A 19,940-nucleotide genomic window follows, 5' to 3' on the forward strand; every position below is an offset into this window, starting at 1 on the left:
CGGTGTTTGCCCGCAATAGCTCAGCGGGCTTTTAGGACTCGTACCCGGTAAACGCCCTCTTCGTCCCGCTTCGCACCGTGAATATCCGTCTCAAAACCGGGATAGTGGCGGCCAATAGCGCAGAGCATCAACAGGAAATCCAGCACGGCCCGGCTGGCTTCGGTGATCATTTCACCGGGCATCACCAGCGGCACGCCTGGCGGATAAGGTAGGATCATATTCGCCGAAATCCGCCCAATCAGCCGTTCCAGCTCAATAGTTTCCACTTCGCCCTGAATTTGCCGCTGCCAGGCCTGGTGCGGCGTCAGCTTCATTTCCGGTAACACATCAAACGCTTGCAGCATTAAACGAGGAAGATCGTGCTGGCGGATGAGCTTATGGATCCCTTGCGCCAGATCCTGAATGCGCATATTGCGGTAGAAATCCGGATCTTCGGCATAGAGATCCGGCAGCATATTCTTCACGCGCAGATTCAGATCGTAAGCGCGTTTAAACTCCATCAACCCACGCAGCAAACCCATCGCGCGGGTTTTATCAATGCCAATACTGAACAGGAACAGCAAATTATAGGGCCCGGTTTTCTCGACCACCACGCCGCGTTCATCGAGAAACTTCGCCACCAGCGCCGCCGGGATCCCGTCATCGCTCATATTCCCCTGCTCGTCCATCCCCGGCGTCAGAATGGTCACTTTAACCGGATCGAGAAACATATGGTCGGCATCCGCATCACGGAAACCGTGCCATGCTTCACCGGGCGCAACCGGCCAGCAGTCTGCCTCTTCGATCTCTTCTGGCTGCCAGATATCAAAGAACCAGCCATCGGCTTCATCTTTCAGCCGCTGAACTTCTTTACGGAAATGCAGCGCGCGCTCGACGGAACGGTTAATCAGACGTTTGCCAGGATTACCGCGCAGCATCGCAGCCGCCGTTTCGATAGAGGCCACCAGCGGGTAACTCGGCGAAGTGGTGGTGTGCATCATAAATGCTTCGTTAAAGGTGTCTTCATCATATTCACCTTTAATATGAATCAGCGACGCCTGCGAAAATGCCGCCAGCATTTTGTGCGTCGATTGCGTTTCAAAGAACACTTTTCCCGGCACCCGCTCGCCGCTCATACCGCTTTTCCCGGCGTAGATCGGGTGGAAATTGGTATACGGAACCCAGGCAGAATCGAAGTGGATCGACGGCACATCCAGCGTCTTTTTGATCCAGTCGGTGTTATACAACAGTCCGTCATAAGTGGAGTTGGTGATCACCGCGTGTACCGGCCAGCGCGCGCCCGCCGTTTTTGCCACCTTCTGTTCGATGCTGGCATGGGTAAATTCACGACGTGGAATACCGCCCAAAATTCCCAATGCATTGCGCCCTGGCTTCAGCCATAGCGGCGTAACGTCACTCATCATCAGCAAATGCGCCAGTGACTTATGGCAGTTACGGTCAATTAACAAGGTGCTGCCCGCCGGAGCGGCATACATCCCAACGATTTTATTCGACGTGGAAGTACCATTGGTCACCATGTAGCTCTGCTCCGCGCCAAAGGTGCGGGCGATATACTCTTCGGCTTCCAGATGCGGGCCTGTGTGATCCAGTAACGAGCCCAACTCCGTGACCGAAATAGAGACATCCGCTTTTAACGTATTGCCGCCGAAAAAATCGTAAAACAGGCAGCCAACCGGGCTTTTCTGATAAGCCGTGCCCGCCATATGTCCCGGCGTACAAAAGGTATATTTGCCCTCTTTCACATAGGTAAACAGCGCACGGGTAAACGGTGGTGTGATGGTTTCGAGGTACTCGCGGGTGTACTGACCGATGCGCGTAGCAATATCTTCGGACACGCCCAGCGCATACTCAAAAAACCACAGCGCCATGCGCATATCCTGAATGCTGACATCCATCGTCGAGTGGGTATTGATAAAGGCATACAGTGGGAGATATTCGTTAAGCTGATTGATTTCACTGCACAGATCGAGGGAGTACTCGTCCCAGTCAAAGATAACGCCGCAGATGCGCGGGTTGTGTTCGATAAATTTCAGTAAGTCGGTGCTGTTTTGCGGCCAGATAAGTTGAAAACCCTGGGCCTGTAATGCCTGCTCCAGCTCCTTAATTGGCTCATCTTTATAGAAAACGCCATGTGGTCCCATGATGGCAATAATATTCACGGCTACCTCCGTTAAAAACCTTAGCTAAGCATAGTTGAGCTAAACGGCAGGTATAAAAAAAGCCGCACAGCGGTGCGGCTTTTCGGAGTGGGATGAGGATCAGGCGTAGCCGTAGCTCATCAGACGCTGGTAACGGCGGTTGCGCAGATCGTCTTTGCTCAGCACGTCCAGATCGGCCAGATCGGCCAGCAGTTGCGCTTTCAGCGACGCAGCCATGGTTTCCGGGTTACGGTGAGCGCCGCCCAGCGGTTCCGGAATGATCGAGTCGATCAGTTTCAGCTCTTTCAGACGCGGTGCGATAATCCCCATCGCTTCGGCAGCCAGCGGCGCTTTGTCGGCGCTTTTCCACAGAATTGATGCGCAGCCTTCCGGAGAGATAACAGAATAGGTGCTGTATTGCAGCATATTTACTTTATCGCCCACGCCAATTGCCAGTGCGCCGCCAGAGCCGCCTTCGCCGATCACGGTGCAAATAACCGGCACGTTCAGGCGGGACATTTCACGCAGGTTACGCGCGATCGCTTCAGACTGACCACGCTCTTCCGCGCCCACCCCCGGATAAGCACCCGGCGTGTCGATAAAGGTAATGATCGGCATGTTGAAGCGTTCTGCCATTTCCATCAGACGCAGCGCTTTGCGATAGCCTTCCGGTGCCGGCATACCGAAATTACGGCGGATTTTCTCTTTGGTTTCGCGGCCTTTCTGGTGGCCGATGATCATCACCGGACGCCCATCCAGACGCGCGATACCGCCAACAATGGCTTTATCGTCAGCGTAAGCACGATCGCCAGCCAGTTCGTCGAACTCGTCGAAAGCCAGGCGGACATAATCCAGGGTGTATGGACGCAGCGGATGGCGAGCCAACTGCGCGACCTGCCATGCGCCAAGATCGGCGAAAATTTTACGTGTCAGCTCAACGCTTTTCTCACGCAGACGATGCACTTCTTCGTCGATGTTAATATCCAGTTTTTCATCCTGACGGCCAACGGCGGTCAGAGAATCGATTTTCGCTTCCAGCTCAGCAATCGGCTGTTCGAAATCAAGGAAATTCAGACTCATAGTATTCCTGTATTAGTCAAACTCCAGTTCCACCTGCTCCGAACCTATGAGGCCACGCAGATCGTTGAGTAAACGATCGCTCGGAGAGACACGCCACGTTGCGCCGAAACGTAATCGCGCGCGCGCATCCGCCCTCTGATAGTAGAGATGTACTGGAATGGTTCCCGAACGGTGGGGTTCCAGAGACTGACGGAGTCGGTTTAAAAGCTGGTCATCAATTTGCCTGTCCGTCAGCGAGATAGCAAGCCCACGGGCATATTTTTCCCGGGCTTCGTCAATGTCCATCACTTCGCGGGCGGTCATTTTAAGCCCCCCACTGAAGTCATCAAAGCTGACCTGTCCGCTGACGATAAGTATGCGGTCTTTTTCCAGCAGTTGCTGGTATTTATCCAGGGCGTCAGTGAACAACATCACTTCAAGACGCCCGGAACGGTCATCCAGGGTACAGATGCCGATACGATTGCCGCGCTTGGTGACCATAACCCGCGCGGCAATGACGAGCCCCGCCGCCGTGGTCACTTTCCCACGTTCGGTCGGATGCATGTCTTTCAGCCGGTAGCCTCCGACATAGCGCTCAATTTCTTTTAAATACTGGTTAATCGGGTGACCTGTCAGGTACAACCCTAACGTTTCACGCTCGCCGTCCAGCACTACCTGTTCCGGCCACGGCTGGCAGCTGGCGTAGGACTGCTCAATCTGCTCCGGCTCTTCTGCCAGCACGCCAAACATATCTGCCTGCCCAATCGCCTCGGCTTTCGAGTGCTGATCGGCGGCTTTCAGCGCATCGCCCAGCGCGTTCATTAGCGCGGCGCGATGCGGGCCGAGGCGATCAAACGCCCCTGACATAATCAGCTTTTCCAGTACCCGACGATTGAGTTTTTTGATGTCGGTACGGGCGCAAAGATCAAACAATTCGCGGAAGTAGCCACCGTTGTTGCGCGCTTCAATGATCGCCTCGATCGGCCCTTCACCCACGCCTTTGATCGCGCCGATGCCGTAAACAATTTCGCCATCGTCATTGACGTGGAAATGGTACAGACCTGAGTTGATATCCGGCGGCAGAATTTTCAGCCCCATGCGCCAGCACTCATCGACCAGGCCAACCACTTTCTCGGTGTTGTCCATATCGGCGGTCATTACCGCCGCCATAAACTCGGCTGGATAGTGCGCCTTCAGCCACAGCGTCTGGTATGACACCAAAGCATAGGCGGCAGAGTGCGATTTGTTAAATCCGTAACCGGCGAATTTTTCCACCAGGTCGAAGATTTTCATCGCCAGTTCGCCGTCGACGCCGTTTTTCTTCGCGCCTTCTTCAAACGTTCCGCGCTGTTTGGCCATCTCTTCGGGCTTTTTCTTACCCATCGCACGGCGCAACATATCCGCGCCGCCAAGGGTATAACCCGAAAGTACCTGCGCAATCTGCATCACCTGTTCCTGATACAAAATGATGCCGTAGGTTGGCTCCAGCACCGGCTTCAGACTCTCATGCTGCCATTGAACATCAGGGTAAGAGATCTCTTCACGCCCGTGTTTACGGTCGATGAAGTTATCCACCATGCCTGATTGCAGCGGTCCCGGACGGAACAGCGCCACCAGTGCGATCATATCTTCGAAGCAGTCAGGCTGCAGGCGTTTGATCAGGTCTTTCATGCCGCGGGATTCAAGCTGGAAAACCGCCGTGGTTTCCGAGCGTTGCAGCATGTCGAAACTTTTCTTGTCATCCAGCGGAATAGCGGCGATATCCAGCGGCGGCTCGCCGTTCTTCTCGCGCCGGGCGTTAATCATCTCCAGCGCCCAGTTAATGATGGTCAGCGTCCGCAGCCCGAGGAAGTCAAACTTCACCAGGCCCGCATATTCCACATCGTTTTTATCGAACTGGGTAACCGGGTGCTGACCGGCTTCATCACAATATAACGGCGCAAAGTCAGTGATTTTGGTTGGCGCGATAACCACACCACCGGCGTGTTTCCCGGCGTTTCGCGTCACCCCTTCCAGCTTGCGCGCCATATCGATCAGCGCTTTGACCTCTTCATCAGCTTCGTAAATTTCCGGCAGTTGCGGTTCGGCTTCAAACGCTTTAGCCAGCGTCATCCCCGGATCGGGTGGCACCAGTTTTGAAATTCGGTCGACAAAGCCATACGGGTGACCAAGCACGCGGCCAACGTCACGGATAACCGCTTTCGCCGCCATAGTACCAAAGGTGATGATCTGCGATACCGCATCACGCCCGTACATATCCGCCACGTGCTCGATAACCTGGTCGCGTTTTTCCATGCAGAAATCGACGTCGAAGTCAGGCATCGACACACGTTCCGGGTTAAGGAAACGTTCAAACAGCAGGTCAAATTCCAGCGGATCCAGGTCGGTAATTTTCAGCGCATAAGCCACCAGCGAACCCGCACCGGAACCACGGCCCGGCCCTACCGGCACGCCGTTATCTTTTGACCACTGGATAAATTCCATCACGATGAGGAAGTAGCCCGGGAACCCCATCTGATTGATTACCTGGAGTTCAACATCGAGACGTTCATCGTAAGGTGGGCGCTTTTCAGCGCGCACGTTTTCATCCGGGAAGAGGAATGCCAGTCGTTCTTCCAGCCCCTGTTTGGATTTCGCTACGAGGAAATCCTCAGTGGTCATATCACCCGTCGGGAACTGCGGCAGGAAGTATTCGCCAAGGCGCACGGTGACGTTACAGCGTTTGGCGATTTCGACCGTGTTCTCCAGCGCTTCAGGGATATCCGAGAAGAGCTCGCACATCTCCTCTTCGCTGCGCATGTATTGCTGCGGCGAATAGTTACGCGGGCGTTTGGGATCGTCGAGGGTAAAACCGTCGTGGATCGCCACGCGGATCTCATGGGCGTCGAAGTCGCCAGCATCAATAAACCGTACATCGTTGGTAGCAACTACCGGCAAGCCATGCTCTTCTGCCAGCGTGACGGCGGCATGCAGGTAAGACTCTTCGTCCGCTCGCCCCGTACGGATCAGTTCCAGGTAGTAGCGATCGTGAAAATGGGTTTTATAGAACTCAAGACACTGCTCTACCAGTGCGCTATTGCCACGCAGCACGCTTTTACCCACGTCGCCCATGCGCCCGCCGGAAAGCAGAATCAGCCCTTCATTGAGCTCCAGCAGCCAGTCGCGGTCAATCCACGGGCCGAGCGCGCCATAACCACGCTGGTAAGCGCGCGAAATAAGCAGCGTCAGGTTTTGATAACCGGTGTTGTTGATAGCGAGAACGGTAAGCTGCGTCAGTTCGTCACCAAGCAGATCGCTTTGCACATGAAAGTCAGCACCGACGATAGGCTTCATCCCGGCACCGTGCGCCGTTCCGTAAAACTTCACCAGACCACACAGGTTGGTAAAATCGGTGATCGCCAGCGCAGGCATGCCGAGCGCCGCCGCCTTTTTCACCAGCGGCCCGGTTTTCGCCAGCCCGTCAATCATGGAATAGTCGCTATGCACCCGCAGGTGTACGAAACGTGGTTCAGCCATTTTTAGATCCCAGCCTGGTTTATTTCACGTTCACAAGAATCAGGACACAAGACCCAACGCGCGTTTGACCGGCGCAAAGCTGCGTCGGTGATGCTCGGTTGCGCCGTGCTCCGCCAGTCTCTCCAGATGGAAAGCCGTAGGATAGCCTTTATGCTGCGCAAAGCCATATTGCGGAAAAATGATATCAAGAGCTGCCATCTCCGCATCGCGAGTCACTTTGGCGAGAATCGACGCGGCGCTGATTTCTGCGACACGACTATCGCCTTTTACCACCGCCAGCGAAGGCATCGGCAAAGCCGGGCAACGGTTACCGTCGATCAACACGAACTCGGGCATGATTGCCAGCCCGGCAACAGCGCGCTGCATCGCCAGCATGGTGGCATGCAAAATGTTCAACTCGTCGATTTCATGCGGCTCCGCACGGCCAAGGCTCCAGGCCAGCGCTTTCTCTTTGATCTCATCGCAGAGTGACAAACGACGTTTTTCGGATAATTTTTTAGAATCGTTCAGACCGACAATAGGACGCTCGGGATCGAGGATCACCGCCGCTGTCACCACCGCGCCCACCAGCGGGCCGCGACCGACTTCATCCACACCGGCAACCAAATGCGTATGCGGATAAACAAACTCTATCATTGTGCTAACTCCAGTACGGCGTCAGCCGCCTGTTCATCGGCATTGCAGCGAATCTGCAGATGCAATTCGCGGAAAATATCGTGCATCTCGTGGCTGGTTTTGCCGTTGGCCAGCAAGGGTTCCAGCGCAGTAGCGAGCGACTGGGGATTGCATTCATCCTGGAGTAACTCTTTAACCAGCTCACGCCCGGCAAGCAAGTTTGGCAGCGACACATAAGGCGTTTTTACCAGACGTTTTGCCAGCCAGAAAGTGAATGGCTTCATGCGATAGCCAACCACCATCGGGCATTTCGCCAGCATGCACTCCAGCGCAGCGGTCCCCGAGGCCAGCAGCGCGGCGTCTGCGGCGATCATCGCTTCCCGCGCCTGGCCATCAAGCATATGCACTTGCAGTTCCGGTGCAATTTCCGCTTTGATGCGTTCAAACTGTTCGCGCCGTTTCGCATTGACCAACGGAACAACTACTTCAAGATCGGGATAGCGCTCACGCAACAATTGCGCGGTGCGCAGGAAGTCCGCACTTAGCATTTCGACTTCCGTCCCGCGACTGCCCGGCAACAAAGCCAGACAATGCACGTTATCGGCAATACCCAGCTGCGCCCGCGCCGCGTTCTTATCGGGATCCAGTGGCATGGCATCTGCCATGGTATGGCCGATAAAACGACACGGTACGTTAAATTTATCGTAAAACGCTTTTTCGAAAGGCAGAAACGCGAGCACCAGATTGGTGGCTCTGCCGATTTTGAAAACGCGTTTTTGTCGCCACGCCCAGACGGACGGACTGACATAATGGATGGTTTTAATACCCTGCTGTTTCAGATTACCTTCGAGGGTAATATTGAAATCCGGCGCATCGATGCCGACAAAGACATCCGGTTTCAGTTCACTAAAACGACGGGTTAAATCAGCACGAATATGCAGCAGACGGCGTAAACGCCCCAGCACCTCAACGATGCCCATTACCGCCAGCTCTTCCATTTCATACCAGGCTTCGCAGCCTTCGGCCTGCATACGCGGCCCCGCGACGCCGACAAAACGCGCGTTCGGTAGGCGAGCTCGCAGCGCACGGATAAGACCGGCACCAAGAATATCGCCGGAGGTTTCTCCGGCGACGAGGGCTATCGTAAGAGGACGCGCGTCGATCATTAACGAATCAAACCGCGTGTTGAGCGCTCAAAGAACTGCATGAATGCGTCAACTTCCGGGTGCTTAGCAGCAAGCTCAGCAATTTCCGGTTTCGCCTCTTCCAGCGTTTTACCGCTGCGGTACAGCAATTTGTACGCATTACGGATAGCCACTAACGCTTCTCTGCTAAAGCCACGACGTTTCAGGCCTTCAATGTTCACACCGAATGGTGTGGCATGGTTGCCCTGAGCGATCACGTACGGCGGTACGTCCTGGGCAACGCCAGAACAGCCGCCAACCATCACGTGTGCACCGATAATGCAGAACTGATGCACTGCGGTCATGCCGCCAATGATTGCAAAGTCGTCGACGGAAACATGACCCGCCAGCGTTGCGTTATTTGCGAGGATACAGCGATTTCCAACGGTGCAATCGTGCGCAACGTGCGCGTTGATCATCAGCAGGTTATCGCTGCCCACCTTCGTCAACCCACCACCCTGTACTGTGCCACGGTGGATGGTGACGCTTTCGCGAATGCGGTTGCGATCGCCAATTTCCACACGAGTCGGTTCACCAGCATATTTTAAATCCTGGTTAACCTCGCCGATGGAGGCGAACTGATAAATCTCGTTGTCACGACCAATAGTCGTATGACCATTCACGACGACGTGAGATTTCAGTACGGTACCCTCACCAATTTCGACGTGAGGTCCCACAATACAAAATGGGCCAATATGAGCGTTAGCACCAATAACGGCACCGTCTTCAACAATGGCAGTAGGATGAATAAAGGCGGTTTTCTCAATCACGTATCAGGCCTCCCGGCTACGTGCACACATCATAGTAGCTTCACAAACAATTTTACCGTCTACCAGCGCAACCCCTTTAAAACGGGTCAGGCCACGGCGGGTTTTTTCGAAAGTGACTTCCATGATCATCTGATCGCCTGGCACAACAGGACGCTTAAAGCGCGCTTCGTCGATACCGGCGAAGTAATACAGCTCACCCGGCTCCAGTTTGCCAACGCTTTTAAACGCCAGAATACCGGTCGCCTGCGCCATTGCTTCAAGGATCAGCACACCCGGGAAAATCGGTTTGCCAGGGAAGTGCCCCTGGAAAAACGGCTCGTTTACCGAAACATTTTTGACTGCGCGCAGAAAACGACCTTCTTCAAAATCCAGCACGCGATCAACCAGTAAGAACGGGTAGCGGTGCGGCAGAAGCTCCAGGATCTCTTCAATGTGCAGAGTATGAGTGTCAGTAGTCAAAATACTCTTCCTGTCCAAATATACTAAAAAGCAATAATAACACGGCCCGCGGCAATCATAAGAATGCCAACAGGCCGGGAAGTATATACACTTTATTCTTCGAGGTGCAGAGGCTTTTCTGTCCCCCCGAATTCTTCTGTGTACAAGCGTTATGCGGATGAATTATTCGTCTTGTTGATTAACCTTGCGCTCGATAGCTTTCAGGCGCTTGCTCATATCATCGATATTCATCACCAGGGCTGCGGTTTTTCGCCACACTTTGTTTGGTTGCAGCGGGATACCTGAGGAGTAAATACCCGGCTCAGTGATAGGACGCATGACCATCCCCATCCCCGTTACAGTAACCTTGTCGCAAATTTCCATGTGCCCGTTGATTACGCTGGCGCCGCCAATCATGCAATAGCGACCAATTTTCAAACTACCCGCCATGATGACGCCACCGGCAACGGCGGTATTGTCGCCAATCACAACGTTATGTGCAATCTGACACTGGTTATCAATGATGACGCCGTTACCAATGCAGGTATCATCCAGCGCACCACGATCTATGGTCGTACATGCGCCGATCTCAACGTTATTGCCGATAATGACGCGGCCAAGCTGTGGGATTTTAACCCAGTTGCCACGATCGTTAGCATAGCCAAAGCCATCGGAACCTATCACCGTGCCGGATTGGATCAGGCAATTTTCACCGATCTCAATCTCGTGGTAAATGGATACATTGGCCCACAGACGCGAACCCGCGCCAATTTTCGTATTTTTCCCAACGAAGCAACCCGGGCCGATGACGACGTTATCGCCCAGGCTAACGCCAGATTCGATCACGGCGTTCGCACCAATCGCTACGTTGCTACCAAGCTTAGCCGTAGGATCAATCACTGCTCCTGGCGCGATGTTCTGCGCAGGCTGCGGCGTGGTATCAAGAATTTGCGCCATACGTGCGTAGGTCAGGTAAGGATTTTTTACGACCAGCGCAGCGCTGTTGGCAAAGGGAAGATCGTCCTGCGTCATTACAACGGCAGAGGCCTGACATGCAGTCAGGTGTTCACGGTACTTAGGATTGACCATGAAAGTGATGTGGCCCGCTACGGCAGATTGCATGGACGCAACGCCGGTGATGACGATATCGCCATCACCGTGTAGTTCTGCATCCAACTGCTGAGCTAAATCAGCCAGTCGAATTGAAGGCATTACTTATTTAACCTGTTTCAGTACATCAGCGGTGATGTCTTTTACATCGTTGCTGTTGTAAATAACGGCGTTGGAAGGAATAACCAGATCAACACCCTGATCAGAAGCCACTTTTTTCACTGCGGTCTGGATACGAGTCACCAGCTTGCCGCGTTCTTCATTAGAACGACGAGCCTGATCCTGTTCGAAAGCCTGCGCTTTTTGAGCGAATGCCTGACGGCCAGAAGTGATGTCTTTTTCCAGCTTGCTGCGATCGCTTGCCTTCATCGTGGAACCATCACGCTGCAAACGCTGTGCTTTTGCTTGCAGGTCGGATTCCATGCTTTGCAGTTCGCTCGCGCGACCGCCGAATTCGTTTTTCATGGTCTGAGAAACGCCGGAAGTCTGCGCAACCTGCTGCAGCAGGCTACCCATATCAACAATCGCAATTTTGTCAGCGGCCTGAGCTGACGTAGCCATTGCCAAACCGAAACCTGCAGCTAATAACAACTTTTTCACAATTAACTCCTTACCATCCCGTTTGTACCCGGAGGTACAGTTCTTTGCGTGGCCGGGCTTTCCATTGAAAGCCTCGACCATCACTACACTGCTGGTGCATTCCATTGCAGTACGGCGTTACCAGGTTTTACCAATGTTAAACTGGAACTGTTCCGCTTTGTCTCCATCGTACTTTTTAAACGGCTGGGCGTAGGAGAAAACCAACGGCCCCAATGGGGACATCCATTGTAATGCGATACCGGCAGACATGCGGATATTGCTCGGATCGCTATAATCCGGAATACCCAGCGCTTTCATCTGCGCGGTATTTTGCCAGTTTGTATCCCACACGCTACCCGCATCCCAGAAGAATGAGGTCCGCACAGAGTTGGCGTATTTATCACTGATAAACGGCGTCGGTGTAATCAGCTCGGCGCTGACAACACCCATTGCGTTACCGCCCACCGCATCATTAGACTTACAGAGCGAGTCTGCAACGGTATTCTTACAGTTGCTCTGGTTGTTGCCACCGTAGTAAACCGCTTTCGGACCAATGTTGTTGGACTGGAAGCCACGCACGGTGCTGGAACCACCTGCGTAGAAGTTCTCATAGAACGGCAGCTCTTTACCACCTAAACCATCGCCGTATCCCCAACGTGTACGACCTAAGACCACCCATTTGTGATCGTCGTCAATCGGGAAGTAAGACGCGGTATCGACAGTGACTTTGTAGAACTCGTTATCCGAGCCCGGCACCGTCACTTTACCGTTCAGGTTGACGCGCGAACCTTTCGTCGGGAAATAACCACGGTCAAGGTTGTTGTAAGTCCAGCCGTAGTTAAAGGTGAAATCATCCGCCGAATAACCGTTGCTGTCGTTCTGCGTGCTGGCATTCTGCCCCACGGAGTCCAGATAACGCCACATTGCCACCTGCGGTTCCATCTTCGACAGGCTGTTATGAACATAGCCTAAGCCAGCGCGCAGCGTGTTGTATTCGTTGATCGGGAAGCCGAGCGTACCATCAAGACCGTAGCTCTTGTTGGTATAGGACGACAGATCCGCATCATCCGCTTTAAAGTCGTTATAGAAGATACGACCGCCGAGGCTCACGCCATCCACCGTAAAGTACGGGTTGGTGACGGAGAACTCAGAGTAAGTCTGGTAGTCGTTTTTGGTTCCGCTGATACCAACAGAGTAACCAGTACCTAACCAGTTATCCTGCTGAACGCCAACCTGGAAGCTGACGCCGCTCTCGGTGCCGTAGCCAACGCCGAAGTTAAAGCTACCGGTGTTACGCTCTTTCACCTTATAGACGACATCAACCTGGTCCGGGCTACCCGGGATACGCTGGGTTTCCGTATCGACAGTTTCAAAATAGCCCAAACGGTTCAGACGCTCTTTACCCTGATCGACCAGATCGCTGCCCAGCCACGCACCTTCCATCTGGCGCATTTCGCGACGCAGTACGGAATCTTTAGAAGTGTCGTTACCTTCAAAGCGGATCTTACGCACGTAGAAACGGTTGCCAGCATCAACGTTGATATGCAGCTTAACCGTTTTGTCCGTGTCGTTGATTTCAGGCTGCGATTGAACGCGCGGGTAGGCATAACCATAGCGACCAAGAAGCTTTTTAATGTCATCTTCCATTTTGGTCACTTTGGCGCCGTTATACAGCTCGCCCGGCTCGATTTTCGTCAGGCTTTCAATTTCCGCAGAGTGTCCTGCGAGATTACCGCTAACCTGCACACCAGAGAGTTTGTACTGATCGCCCTCGGTCACGTTAACCGTAATGTAAATGCCTTTTTTGTCCGGCGTCAGGCTAACCTGAGTCGAATCAATGTTGAAACGTGCGTAACCGCGATCCAGGTAGTAGCTGCGCAGGGTTTCCAGGTCGCCTGCCAGTTTCTGTTTCTGATATTTACGATCACCGACAACGTTCCACCACGGCACTTCGTCGCGCAGCTGGAACGAGGAGATCAGCTGTTCGGTCGTGAAGGCATGGTTGCCGACAATATTAATCTGTTGGATTTGCGCGGAAACGCCTTCCTGGAAGACCAGCTTCAGGTCAACACGGTTACGCGGTAATGGGGTGACGACAGCTTTGACGCTGGCGCTGTACTTACCCACGCTGTAGTAGAAGTCCTCCAGCCCTTTTTCGATATCGGAGAGGGTAGTGCGATCCAGTGATTCACCCACACGGACGCCAGAAGCTTCAAGGTTCTGTTTCAGCATGTCATCTTTCACCGACTTGTTGCCGGAGAAGGTGATGCTGGCGATTGTCGGGCGTTCTTTCACCTGAACGAGGAGCGTATCACCATCACGCAGGACACGAACATCCTCGAAGTTGCCGGTGGCAAACAACGCGCGAATGGTGTTACTGATATCTTCATCATTCACCGTATCGCCAGGACGAACTGGCATACTGAGGAGGGCCGCACCAACGGCGACACGCTGTAGGCCTTCGAAATGAATATCCTTCACTACGAATCCATCAGCACCGTATACGGTGGCGCTGCTAAACAGCAGCGACGCTATGAGCAACTTTTTCATCGCCATCGTTATTATGCGTTCTTCCTAACAAACTCTCTTACAAGCGAGAGAAATCATTGAAAAGTGCAAGCCCCATTAACAGCACCAGCAAGATAGAGCCAATGCGATAACTAAAGTCTTGAACTCGCTCGGATACCGGTCCGCCCTTCAGCTTCTCAATCGCTAAAAACAGCAGATGCCCGCCGTCAAGAACAGGCAGAGGGAACAGGTTAATAATGCCTAAGTTCACGCTTATCAAAGCAAGGAACATCAGGTAGTAAATCAACCCGAACTCCGCTGACATCCCAGCCCCCTGAGCGATAGAAATCGGCCCACTGAGGTTGTTCAGTTTTACATCACCGGTGATCAATTTCCCCAACATACTGACCGTTAGCTTCATCAACTGCCAGGTTTTATCCGTGGCTTCAACGATGGCGCTAAATGGCCCGTACTGGCGTACTGTTTTGTATTCATCTGGCAAAGGAATGACTTTGGGCACCACGCCCGCAAACCCTTCTGCCTTGCTACCGGGCTTTGTATCCGGTATCAACGTCAAAGACAAGGGAGTCCCTTGCCTTTCCACTTCCAGCGCTAACGACGTACCTGGGTTATCCCGTACCAGCGTAACGAACGTCATCCACTGCGTTAACTGCTGACCATCGACTTTAACGATCCTGTCGCCAGCTTGCAAACCCGCTTTGCTGGCAGCGGAACCGGGTTGCACCTCCGCAAGCACCGGTTCAAGCTGCGCCGCGCGAGGACGAATCCCGAGCGACATAACCGGATCGTCTTTATCAGGCGCAAAGGCCCAGTGACGTAAATCCAGCACTTTTTCCTGACGATTGTTGCTGCCGAATGGCGCTACGCTGACGGTCGTCTGGCTATCGCCGATTTTAGACACCAACTGTAAGCGCACAGCATCCCAATCAGGCGTTTCGATGCCATCAATCGCTTTAAGTTCCGTTCCAGGTGCAATTTGCGCGTTTGCAGCGATAGAGTTGGGCGTTATTTCACCAACAACCGGACGAACGCCAGGGACACCGATGATAAACACCAGCCAGTAAGCGAAGATGGCAAAGATGAAGTTAGCGATGGGACCGGCAGCAATAACGGCGGCGCGCTGGCCAACCGTTTTATTATTGAAAGCGTAGTGGCGCATTTCCGGCGCAACGGCCTCAACACGCTCATCCAGCATTTTGACATAACCGCCCAGGGGGATCAGGGCGATGACAAATTCGGTACCGTGTTTGTCGGTGCGACGCCAGAGCGCTTTACCAAAACCGATGGAAAAACGCTCAACCCGCACGCCACAGCGGCGAGCAACCCAGAAATGGCCAAATTCATGCACGGTGATCAATACACCAAGCGCAACAATGAACGCCGCCAGATTCCAGAGAATGCTCAGCATAAAACCTTCCGTCAAATCGTCCTGAAAACCAGCAATAACAAGCAGGCAAATACAGGAACTGCCGCTGTCAGGCTGTCAATGCGATCCAGTATACCGCCATGGCCCGGAATTAGATGCCCACTATCTTTAATTCCGGCTTCACGCTTGAACATACTTTCCGTGAGATCGCCCAATACAGAGGCTAACGCCGCGACCACCGAGCAAACAAAGAGCGTAGATGAGGTTACATCCAGATTCGCCCAAGCGCCGTAGCCCCAGGAAATTATACCCGCCGTCAGCAGGCCCCCCAGGAAACCTTGCCAGGTTTTTCCCGGCGAGACTTTCGGTGCAAGCTTATGTTTGCCAAACAGTTTACCAAACATATAAGCACCTGAATCAGCTCCCCAAACGAGGATCATCACATACAGCAACCACAGCGCGCCACTATAGTGATTTACATCGTAATGCCATACGCGCAGCGCCAGCATGCCCCAGAAAAAAGGGATAATCGTCAAGATACCGAAAATCAGGCGCAAAATTTTAGAGTGGCGCCACGCCGCGGCGGATGCCGGGTAACTTAGCACCAGCACCAACGCCACCAGCCACCAGCCCAGAGAGGCCCAGAGCGAGATCGTCACCAGCGGATGATGGGTATTATGGTGATACTCCGGCAGCGTAAACAGCATAAGCGCGAGTAAAAACCCGCATAATACCGCCAACCAAACCCGCTGAGTCCGGGAAGTAAAGCCGCTCAGTTGCCCCCACTCCCACGCAGCGAGCATGCAAACAGCGAGCGTAACGATCGCGAATCCCACCGGCGGCAGCAAAAAAAGCGCTGCAATAACAATGGGTATCAATACAAAAGCAGAAATCAGGCGATACTTCAGCAAAAGCAACCCCCATCAGGCTTTGTCGCCACCTGGCTCGGTACCGCCGAAACGACGCTCTCGATTGGCAAAGGCATGCAGCGCACCTTCAAAGTCTTGTTCATCAAAATCGGGCCAAAGAACATCTGTAAAGTAAAGTTCGGCATAGGCAATTTGCCAAAGTAAAAAATTACTTATGCGATGTTCCCCACCAGTCCTAATCACTAAATCCACAGGAGCCAGCTCATGCATGCAGACTTGCTTATTGAGCGTTTCTTCATCAATTTGATCCGGGCGTAAAAGCCCTTCCTGCACCTGCTCGGCAAGCTGCCGGACTCCCTGTACGATATCCCAGCGTCCACCATAGTTCGCTGCGATATTCAGCGTCAGCCCGGTATTCTGGGCGGTTAACGCTTCCGCTTTGCGGATTCTTTCCTGCAAACGCGTATTAAAACGACTGGTATCGCCAATAATGCGTAAACGCACATTATGACGGTGCAGGCTTTTTACTTCGCTATCCAGCGCCCACACAAACAACTCCATCAGCGCACTCACTTCCTGCGCCGGGCGATTCCAGTTCTCGCTACTAAAAGCATAAAGCGTCAGCGCATCAATACCATTATTGGCGGCAAAAGAGACCGCACGGCGTACAGACTTCGCTCCGGCCCGATGACCAAAAGCCCGGAGTTTCCCTTGTCTTTTCGCCCAGCGACCATTGCCATCCATAATTATCGCTACATGGCGGCAGCCATGCGTTGGCAAACTTTCGCTTATCGGTTGGTTAGCAGACAACATAACGCGTTTTAGTCCCTGAAAAGGATTTAGCGGTACTCAGGAATACAAAAGCCTTTACGCAAAAAAGCCGTGTAAACCACGGCTTACACCAAACGCCATAATACCAACTGGCAATTTTGTGGCGCAGACTATATCACCGAAGCCCAACGCTAACAAATAGCACCGTCACTCATCGCTGTAATATCACTGGCTTGCGAGGCGCATCACTTGTTTTTGCGCAACGTCGCGTGCCTGTGCATCTACAGCCAGCACGTCATCAATGCTCTGCGGTTCGCGCAAATCCATCTGTTCAAGCACAGAAAGATTCAGGGCGGCAATATCTGTGAAACGGATAGCAGATGCCAGGAATGCCGAAACAGTGACCTCATTCGCCGCGTTGAGCGCCGTTGTTGCCGCCTGCCCTTCATCTGAAGCATCAATGGCCAGCTTCAGGCAAGGATAGCGGTCAAAATCGGGCTGTGCGAAACTTAACGAACTTAGTTTGCAAAAATCGAGGGCATTAACACCTGACGGCACTCGTTCCGGCCAGGCCATCGTATGAGCGATGGGCGTACGCATATCCGGCTCACCCAGTTGTGCCAATACACTGCCATCCTGGTAACGCACCATGGAGTGGATCACCGATTGCGGGTGAATCAACACTTCCATCTGGCGGGCAGAGGCATTAAACAACCAGCGCGCTTCAATGTATTCCAGACCTTTATTCATCATAGTGGCGGAGTCAACGGAGATCTTGCGCCCCATTGACCAGTTCGGGTGCCGACACGCCTGATCCGGCGTCATTGCGGCCAGATCGGAAAGTGGGGTCTCCCGGAACGGGCCACCAGACCCGGTAAGCAGAATAGACGAAACGCCATTCTGCTCCAGATCAGCGTACCCCAGGTTATGTTGAATTGTTTCCGGTAAACTCTGAAAAATAGCGTTATGCTCGCTGTCTACCGGCAATAGCTGCGCCCCGCTCTCCTTCACCGCCTCCATAAACAGACGGCCGCACGTCACCAGAGCCTCTTTATTCGCCAGTAGCACAGTTTTCCCGGCACGAATAGCAGCAAGCGTGGGTACCAGGCCCGCAGCGCCCACAATGGCCGCCATCACCTGATCGACACCGCTCAGCGCCGCCATTTCACAGGCTGCCTGTTGACCGCTCAGCACTTCTGTTCGGCTACCGTGTTCCCGCAAAGCGCGCTTTAACTGTTGCGCGCTATCTTCATCGTCCATCACCGCAAATTTGGGAGAAAACTCAAGGCACTGCTCAACCATGCGGGTAACATTTTTACCGGCAACCAGCGCAGTAACGGAGAAACGATCGGGATTGTGGCGAACCACGGCCAGCGTGCTGCAACCAATAGAACCCGTTGAGCCCAGAAGAGTTAAATGCTTCATGAAACGCTCGCAACGTTGCAAAGATAAAAAGCAAAACGCCGCCAGCAAAGCCACTCTCGCGGCTCTCTGTACGGCGTTTTAGTCGGTTTGTTTCGAATCAGAACTGCATCAGTTCTGCTTCTTTATCCGCCAGCGCCGCATCCACTTTTTTGATTGCAGCGTCGGTCAGCTTCTGTACGTCATCCTGAGAACGACGATCGTCGTCTTCACTGATTTCTTTGTCTTTCAGCAGTGCTTTCACTTTATCGTTCGCGTCACGACGAACGTTACGTACCGCAACGCGCGCTTGTTCAGCTTCGCCGCGTACGACTTTGATCAGATCTTTACGACGCTCTTCGGTCAGTGCCGGCAACGGAACGCGAATATCGCTACCCGCAGAGCTCGGGTTTAAACCGAGATCAGAGGTCAAAATCGCTTTTTCAACAGCCGGACTCATTGAGCGGTCAAACACGTTGATTTTCAGCGTACGGGAGTCTTCGACGGTAACGCTAGCCAGTTGGCGCAGCGGAGTCGGCGTACCGTAGTATTCCACAACGATGCCATCCAGCAGGCTCGGAGAAGCGCGGCCAGTGCGCACTTTGCTGATTTGAGTTTTGAACGCTTCGACGCATTTATCCATGCGTACTTCAGCATCTTTTCTGATATCGCTAATCACGTTACGGATCCTTGAAATCTTGTCGCAGGCAGGCCATACGGCGGGTGTGCTAAGTATAGCCTGTTCAATTTTTGGCACCCTGAAGATGCCAGAAAGAACTGCTCAATAAATTAAAGCGGAATCTTACCTTTATTTATTGCTTACGGGAATTATTCCGTAATCAATGTGCCTTCTTTTTCGCCCATGACAACGCGACGCAGCGCGCCAGGTTTGTTCATGTTGAACACGCGAATCGGCAGTTTATGGTCGCGAGCCAGCGTAAAGGCTGCCAAATCCATCACTTTCAGTTCTTTATCCAGCACTTCGCTGTAGCTCAGCTGTTCGCACAGCGTGGCGGTCGGATCGAGCACCGGATCGGCAGTAAATACGCCGTCTACTTTGGTCGCTTTCAGCACCACATCCGCTTCAATCTCGATACCGCGCAGGCATGCTGCAGAATCGGTCGTAAAGAACGGGTTACCTGTACCGGCGCTGAAAATGACCACGCGGTTGTTGCGCAGCAGGCTAATCGCCTCTGCCCAGCTATAGTTGTCGCAAACGCCATTTAACGGGAACGCGGACATCAGACGCGCGTTCACATAGGCACGGTGCAATGCATCACGCATGGCCAGGCCGTTCATCACGGTCGCCAGCATACCCATGTGGTCGCCCACTACGCGGTTCATCCCCGCTTTCGCCAGACCCGCCCCACGGAACAGGTTGCCGCCACCAATCACCACGCCAACCTGAACCCCAAGTTCGACCAGCTCTTTAATTTCCTGCGCCATACGGTCAAGAATGCTTGCGTCAATACCGAAGCCTTCGGATCCCTGGAGCGCTTCGCCGCTCAGCTTAAGCAGAATGCGTTTGTAGACGGGTTTTGCATTGGTAGCCATGTTTCTTTCCTGAGACTGTCAACAATTGGACGGGGTTAATA

General features: G+C 53.3%; 16 protein-coding genes. All 16 read right to left on the minus strand.

The window, feature by feature from the left end:
- Window positions 1–20 precede the first annotated feature (20 nt).
- The 16 genes from C813_RS41660 to pyrH all read right to left on the minus strand — a co-directional run bounded on the left by C813_RS41660 (window position 21) and on the right by pyrH (window position 19,899).
- Window positions 21–2,159, minus strand: coding sequence for a lysine decarboxylase LdcC (locus C813_RS41660; RefSeq protein WP_017458012.1), 2,139 nt, complete (start codon window positions 2,157–2,159; stop codon window positions 21–23).
- A 99-nt stretch (window positions 2,160–2,258) separates the two neighbouring features.
- Window positions 2,259–3,218, minus strand: a complete 960-nt coding sequence (accA, locus tag C813_RS41665; protein WP_017458011.1) for an acetyl-CoA carboxylase carboxyl transferase subunit alpha — start codon at window positions 3,216–3,218, stop codon at window positions 2,259–2,261.
- Between the two features lie 12 nt (window positions 3,219–3,230).
- Entirely contained in the window at window positions 3,231–6,713 is a 3,483-nt protein-coding gene (gene dnaE / locus C813_RS41670; RefSeq protein WP_017458010.1) for a DNA polymerase III subunit alpha, read from the minus strand.
- Between the two features lie 39 nt (window positions 6,714–6,752).
- A complete protein-coding gene (gene rnhB, locus C813_RS41675) occupies window positions 6,753–7,349 on the minus strand; it encodes a ribonuclease HII (RefSeq protein WP_017458009.1) in 597 nt (198 codons plus the stop codon).
- Complete coding sequence (gene lpxB, locus C813_RS41680; protein ID WP_017458008.1) at window positions 7,346–8,494, minus strand: lipid-A-disaccharide synthase; 1,149 nt, start codon at window positions 8,492–8,494, stop codon at window positions 7,346–7,348. The genes rnhB and lpxB overlap by 4 nt, the downstream gene beginning before the upstream one ends.
- On the minus strand, window positions 8,494–9,282 hold the full coding sequence (lpxA, locus tag C813_RS41685) for an acyl-ACP--UDP-N-acetylglucosamine O-acyltransferase (protein WP_017458007.1): 789 nt from the start codon (window positions 9,280–9,282) through the stop codon (window positions 8,494–8,496). The genes lpxB and lpxA overlap by 1 nt, the downstream gene beginning before the upstream one ends.
- A gap of 3 nt (window positions 9,283–9,285) precedes the next feature.
- Window positions 9,286–9,741: a 3-hydroxyacyl-ACP dehydratase FabZ gene (gene fabZ / locus C813_RS41690; protein WP_017458006.1), complete on the minus strand. Its 456-nt coding sequence runs from the start codon at window positions 9,739–9,741 to the stop codon at window positions 9,286–9,288.
- Between the two features lie 162 nt (window positions 9,742–9,903).
- Complete coding sequence (gene lpxD / locus C813_RS41695; RefSeq protein ID WP_017458005.1) at window positions 9,904–10,932, minus strand: UDP-3-O-(3-hydroxymyristoyl)glucosamine N-acyltransferase; 1,029 nt, start codon at window positions 10,930–10,932, stop codon at window positions 9,904–9,906.
- Between the two features lie 3 nt (window positions 10,933–10,935).
- Window positions 10,936–11,430, minus strand: a complete 495-nt coding sequence (skp, locus tag C813_RS41700; RefSeq protein WP_017458004.1) for a molecular chaperone Skp — start codon at window positions 11,428–11,430, stop codon at window positions 10,936–10,938.
- A 117-nt stretch (window positions 11,431–11,547) separates the two neighbouring features.
- Window positions 11,548–13,965: an outer membrane protein assembly factor BamA gene (gene bamA, locus C813_RS41705; protein ID WP_017458003.1), complete on the minus strand. Its 2,418-nt coding sequence runs from the start codon at window positions 13,963–13,965 to the stop codon at window positions 11,548–11,550.
- Between the two features lie 31 nt (window positions 13,966–13,996).
- The gene (rseP, locus tag C813_RS41710) at window positions 13,997–15,346 is read right to left on the minus strand and encodes a sigma E protease regulator RseP (RefSeq protein ID WP_017458002.1); all 1,350 of its coding nucleotides are present in this window, start codon (window positions 15,344–15,346) and stop codon (window positions 13,997–13,999) included.
- An 11-nt stretch (window positions 15,347–15,357) separates the two neighbouring features.
- Window positions 15,358–16,215: a phosphatidate cytidylyltransferase gene (cdsA, locus tag C813_RS41715; RefSeq protein ID WP_017458001.1), complete on the minus strand. Its 858-nt coding sequence runs from the start codon at window positions 16,213–16,215 to the stop codon at window positions 15,358–15,360.
- A 12-nt stretch (window positions 16,216–16,227) separates the two neighbouring features.
- Entirely contained in the window at window positions 16,228–16,986 is a 759-nt protein-coding gene (ispU, locus tag C813_RS41720) for a (2E,6E)-farnesyl-diphosphate-specific ditrans,polycis-undecaprenyl-diphosphate synthase (RefSeq protein ID WP_017458000.1), read from the minus strand.
- Window positions 16,987–17,169: 183 nt separating this feature from the next.
- Window positions 17,170–18,369, minus strand: coding sequence for a 1-deoxy-D-xylulose-5-phosphate reductoisomerase (gene ispC, locus C813_RS41725; RefSeq protein ID WP_025263723.1), 1,200 nt, complete (start codon window positions 18,367–18,369; stop codon window positions 17,170–17,172).
- Window positions 18,370–18,466: 97 nt separating this feature from the next.
- Complete coding sequence (gene frr / locus C813_RS41730) at window positions 18,467–19,024, minus strand: ribosome recycling factor (RefSeq protein ID WP_017457998.1); 558 nt, start codon at window positions 19,022–19,024, stop codon at window positions 18,467–18,469.
- 149 nt (window positions 19,025–19,173) lie between these two features.
- Window positions 19,174–19,899, minus strand: coding sequence for a UMP kinase (gene pyrH / locus C813_RS41735; protein WP_017457997.1), 726 nt, complete (start codon window positions 19,897–19,899; stop codon window positions 19,174–19,176).
- Between the last annotated feature and the right edge of the window lie 41 nt (window positions 19,900–19,940).

Origin of the sequence: Kosakonia sacchari SP1 (assembly GCF_000300455.3) — a bacterium.
GTDB classification, from domain to species: domain Bacteria; phylum Pseudomonadota; class Gammaproteobacteria; order Enterobacterales; family Enterobacteriaceae; genus Kosakonia; species Kosakonia sacchari.

Bases quoted from the DNA above. Each gene is read 5' to 3' on its own strand.
- rseP (WP_017458002.1), bottom strand. From the start codon at position 15,346: ATGCTGAGCATTCTCTGGAATCTGGCGGCGTTCATTGTTGCGCTTGGT.
- ispU (WP_017458000.1), bottom strand. From the start codon at position 16,986: ATGTTGTCTGCTAACCAACCGATAAGCGAAAGTTTGCCAACGCATGGC.
- lpxD (WP_017458005.1), bottom strand. From the start codon at position 10,932: ATGCCTTCAATTCGACTGGCTGATTTAGCTCAGCAGTTGGATGCAGAA.
- ispC (WP_025263723.1), bottom strand. From the start codon at position 18,369: ATGAAGCATTTAACTCTTCTGGGCTCAACGGGTTCTATTGGTTGCAGC.
- bamA (WP_017458003.1), bottom strand. From the start codon at position 13,965: ATGGCGATGAAAAAGTTGCTCATAGCGTCGCTGCTGTTTAGCAGCGCC.
- rnhB (WP_017458009.1), bottom strand. From the start codon at position 7,349: ATGATAGAGTTTGTTTATCCGCATACGCATTTGGTTGCCGGTGTGGAT.
- lpxB (WP_017458008.1), bottom strand. From the start codon at position 8,494: ATGATCGACGCGCGTCCTCTTACGATAGCCCTCGTCGCCGGAGAAACC.
- pyrH (WP_017457997.1), bottom strand. From the start codon at position 19,899: ATGGCTACCAATGCAAAACCCGTCTACAAACGCATTCTGCTTAAGCTG.
- accA (WP_017458011.1), bottom strand. From the start codon at position 3,218: ATGAGTCTGAATTTCCTTGATTTCGAACAGCCGATTGCTGAGCTGGAA.
- dnaE (WP_017458010.1), bottom strand. From the start codon at position 6,713: ATGGCTGAACCACGTTTCGTACACCTGCGGGTGCATAGCGACTATTCC.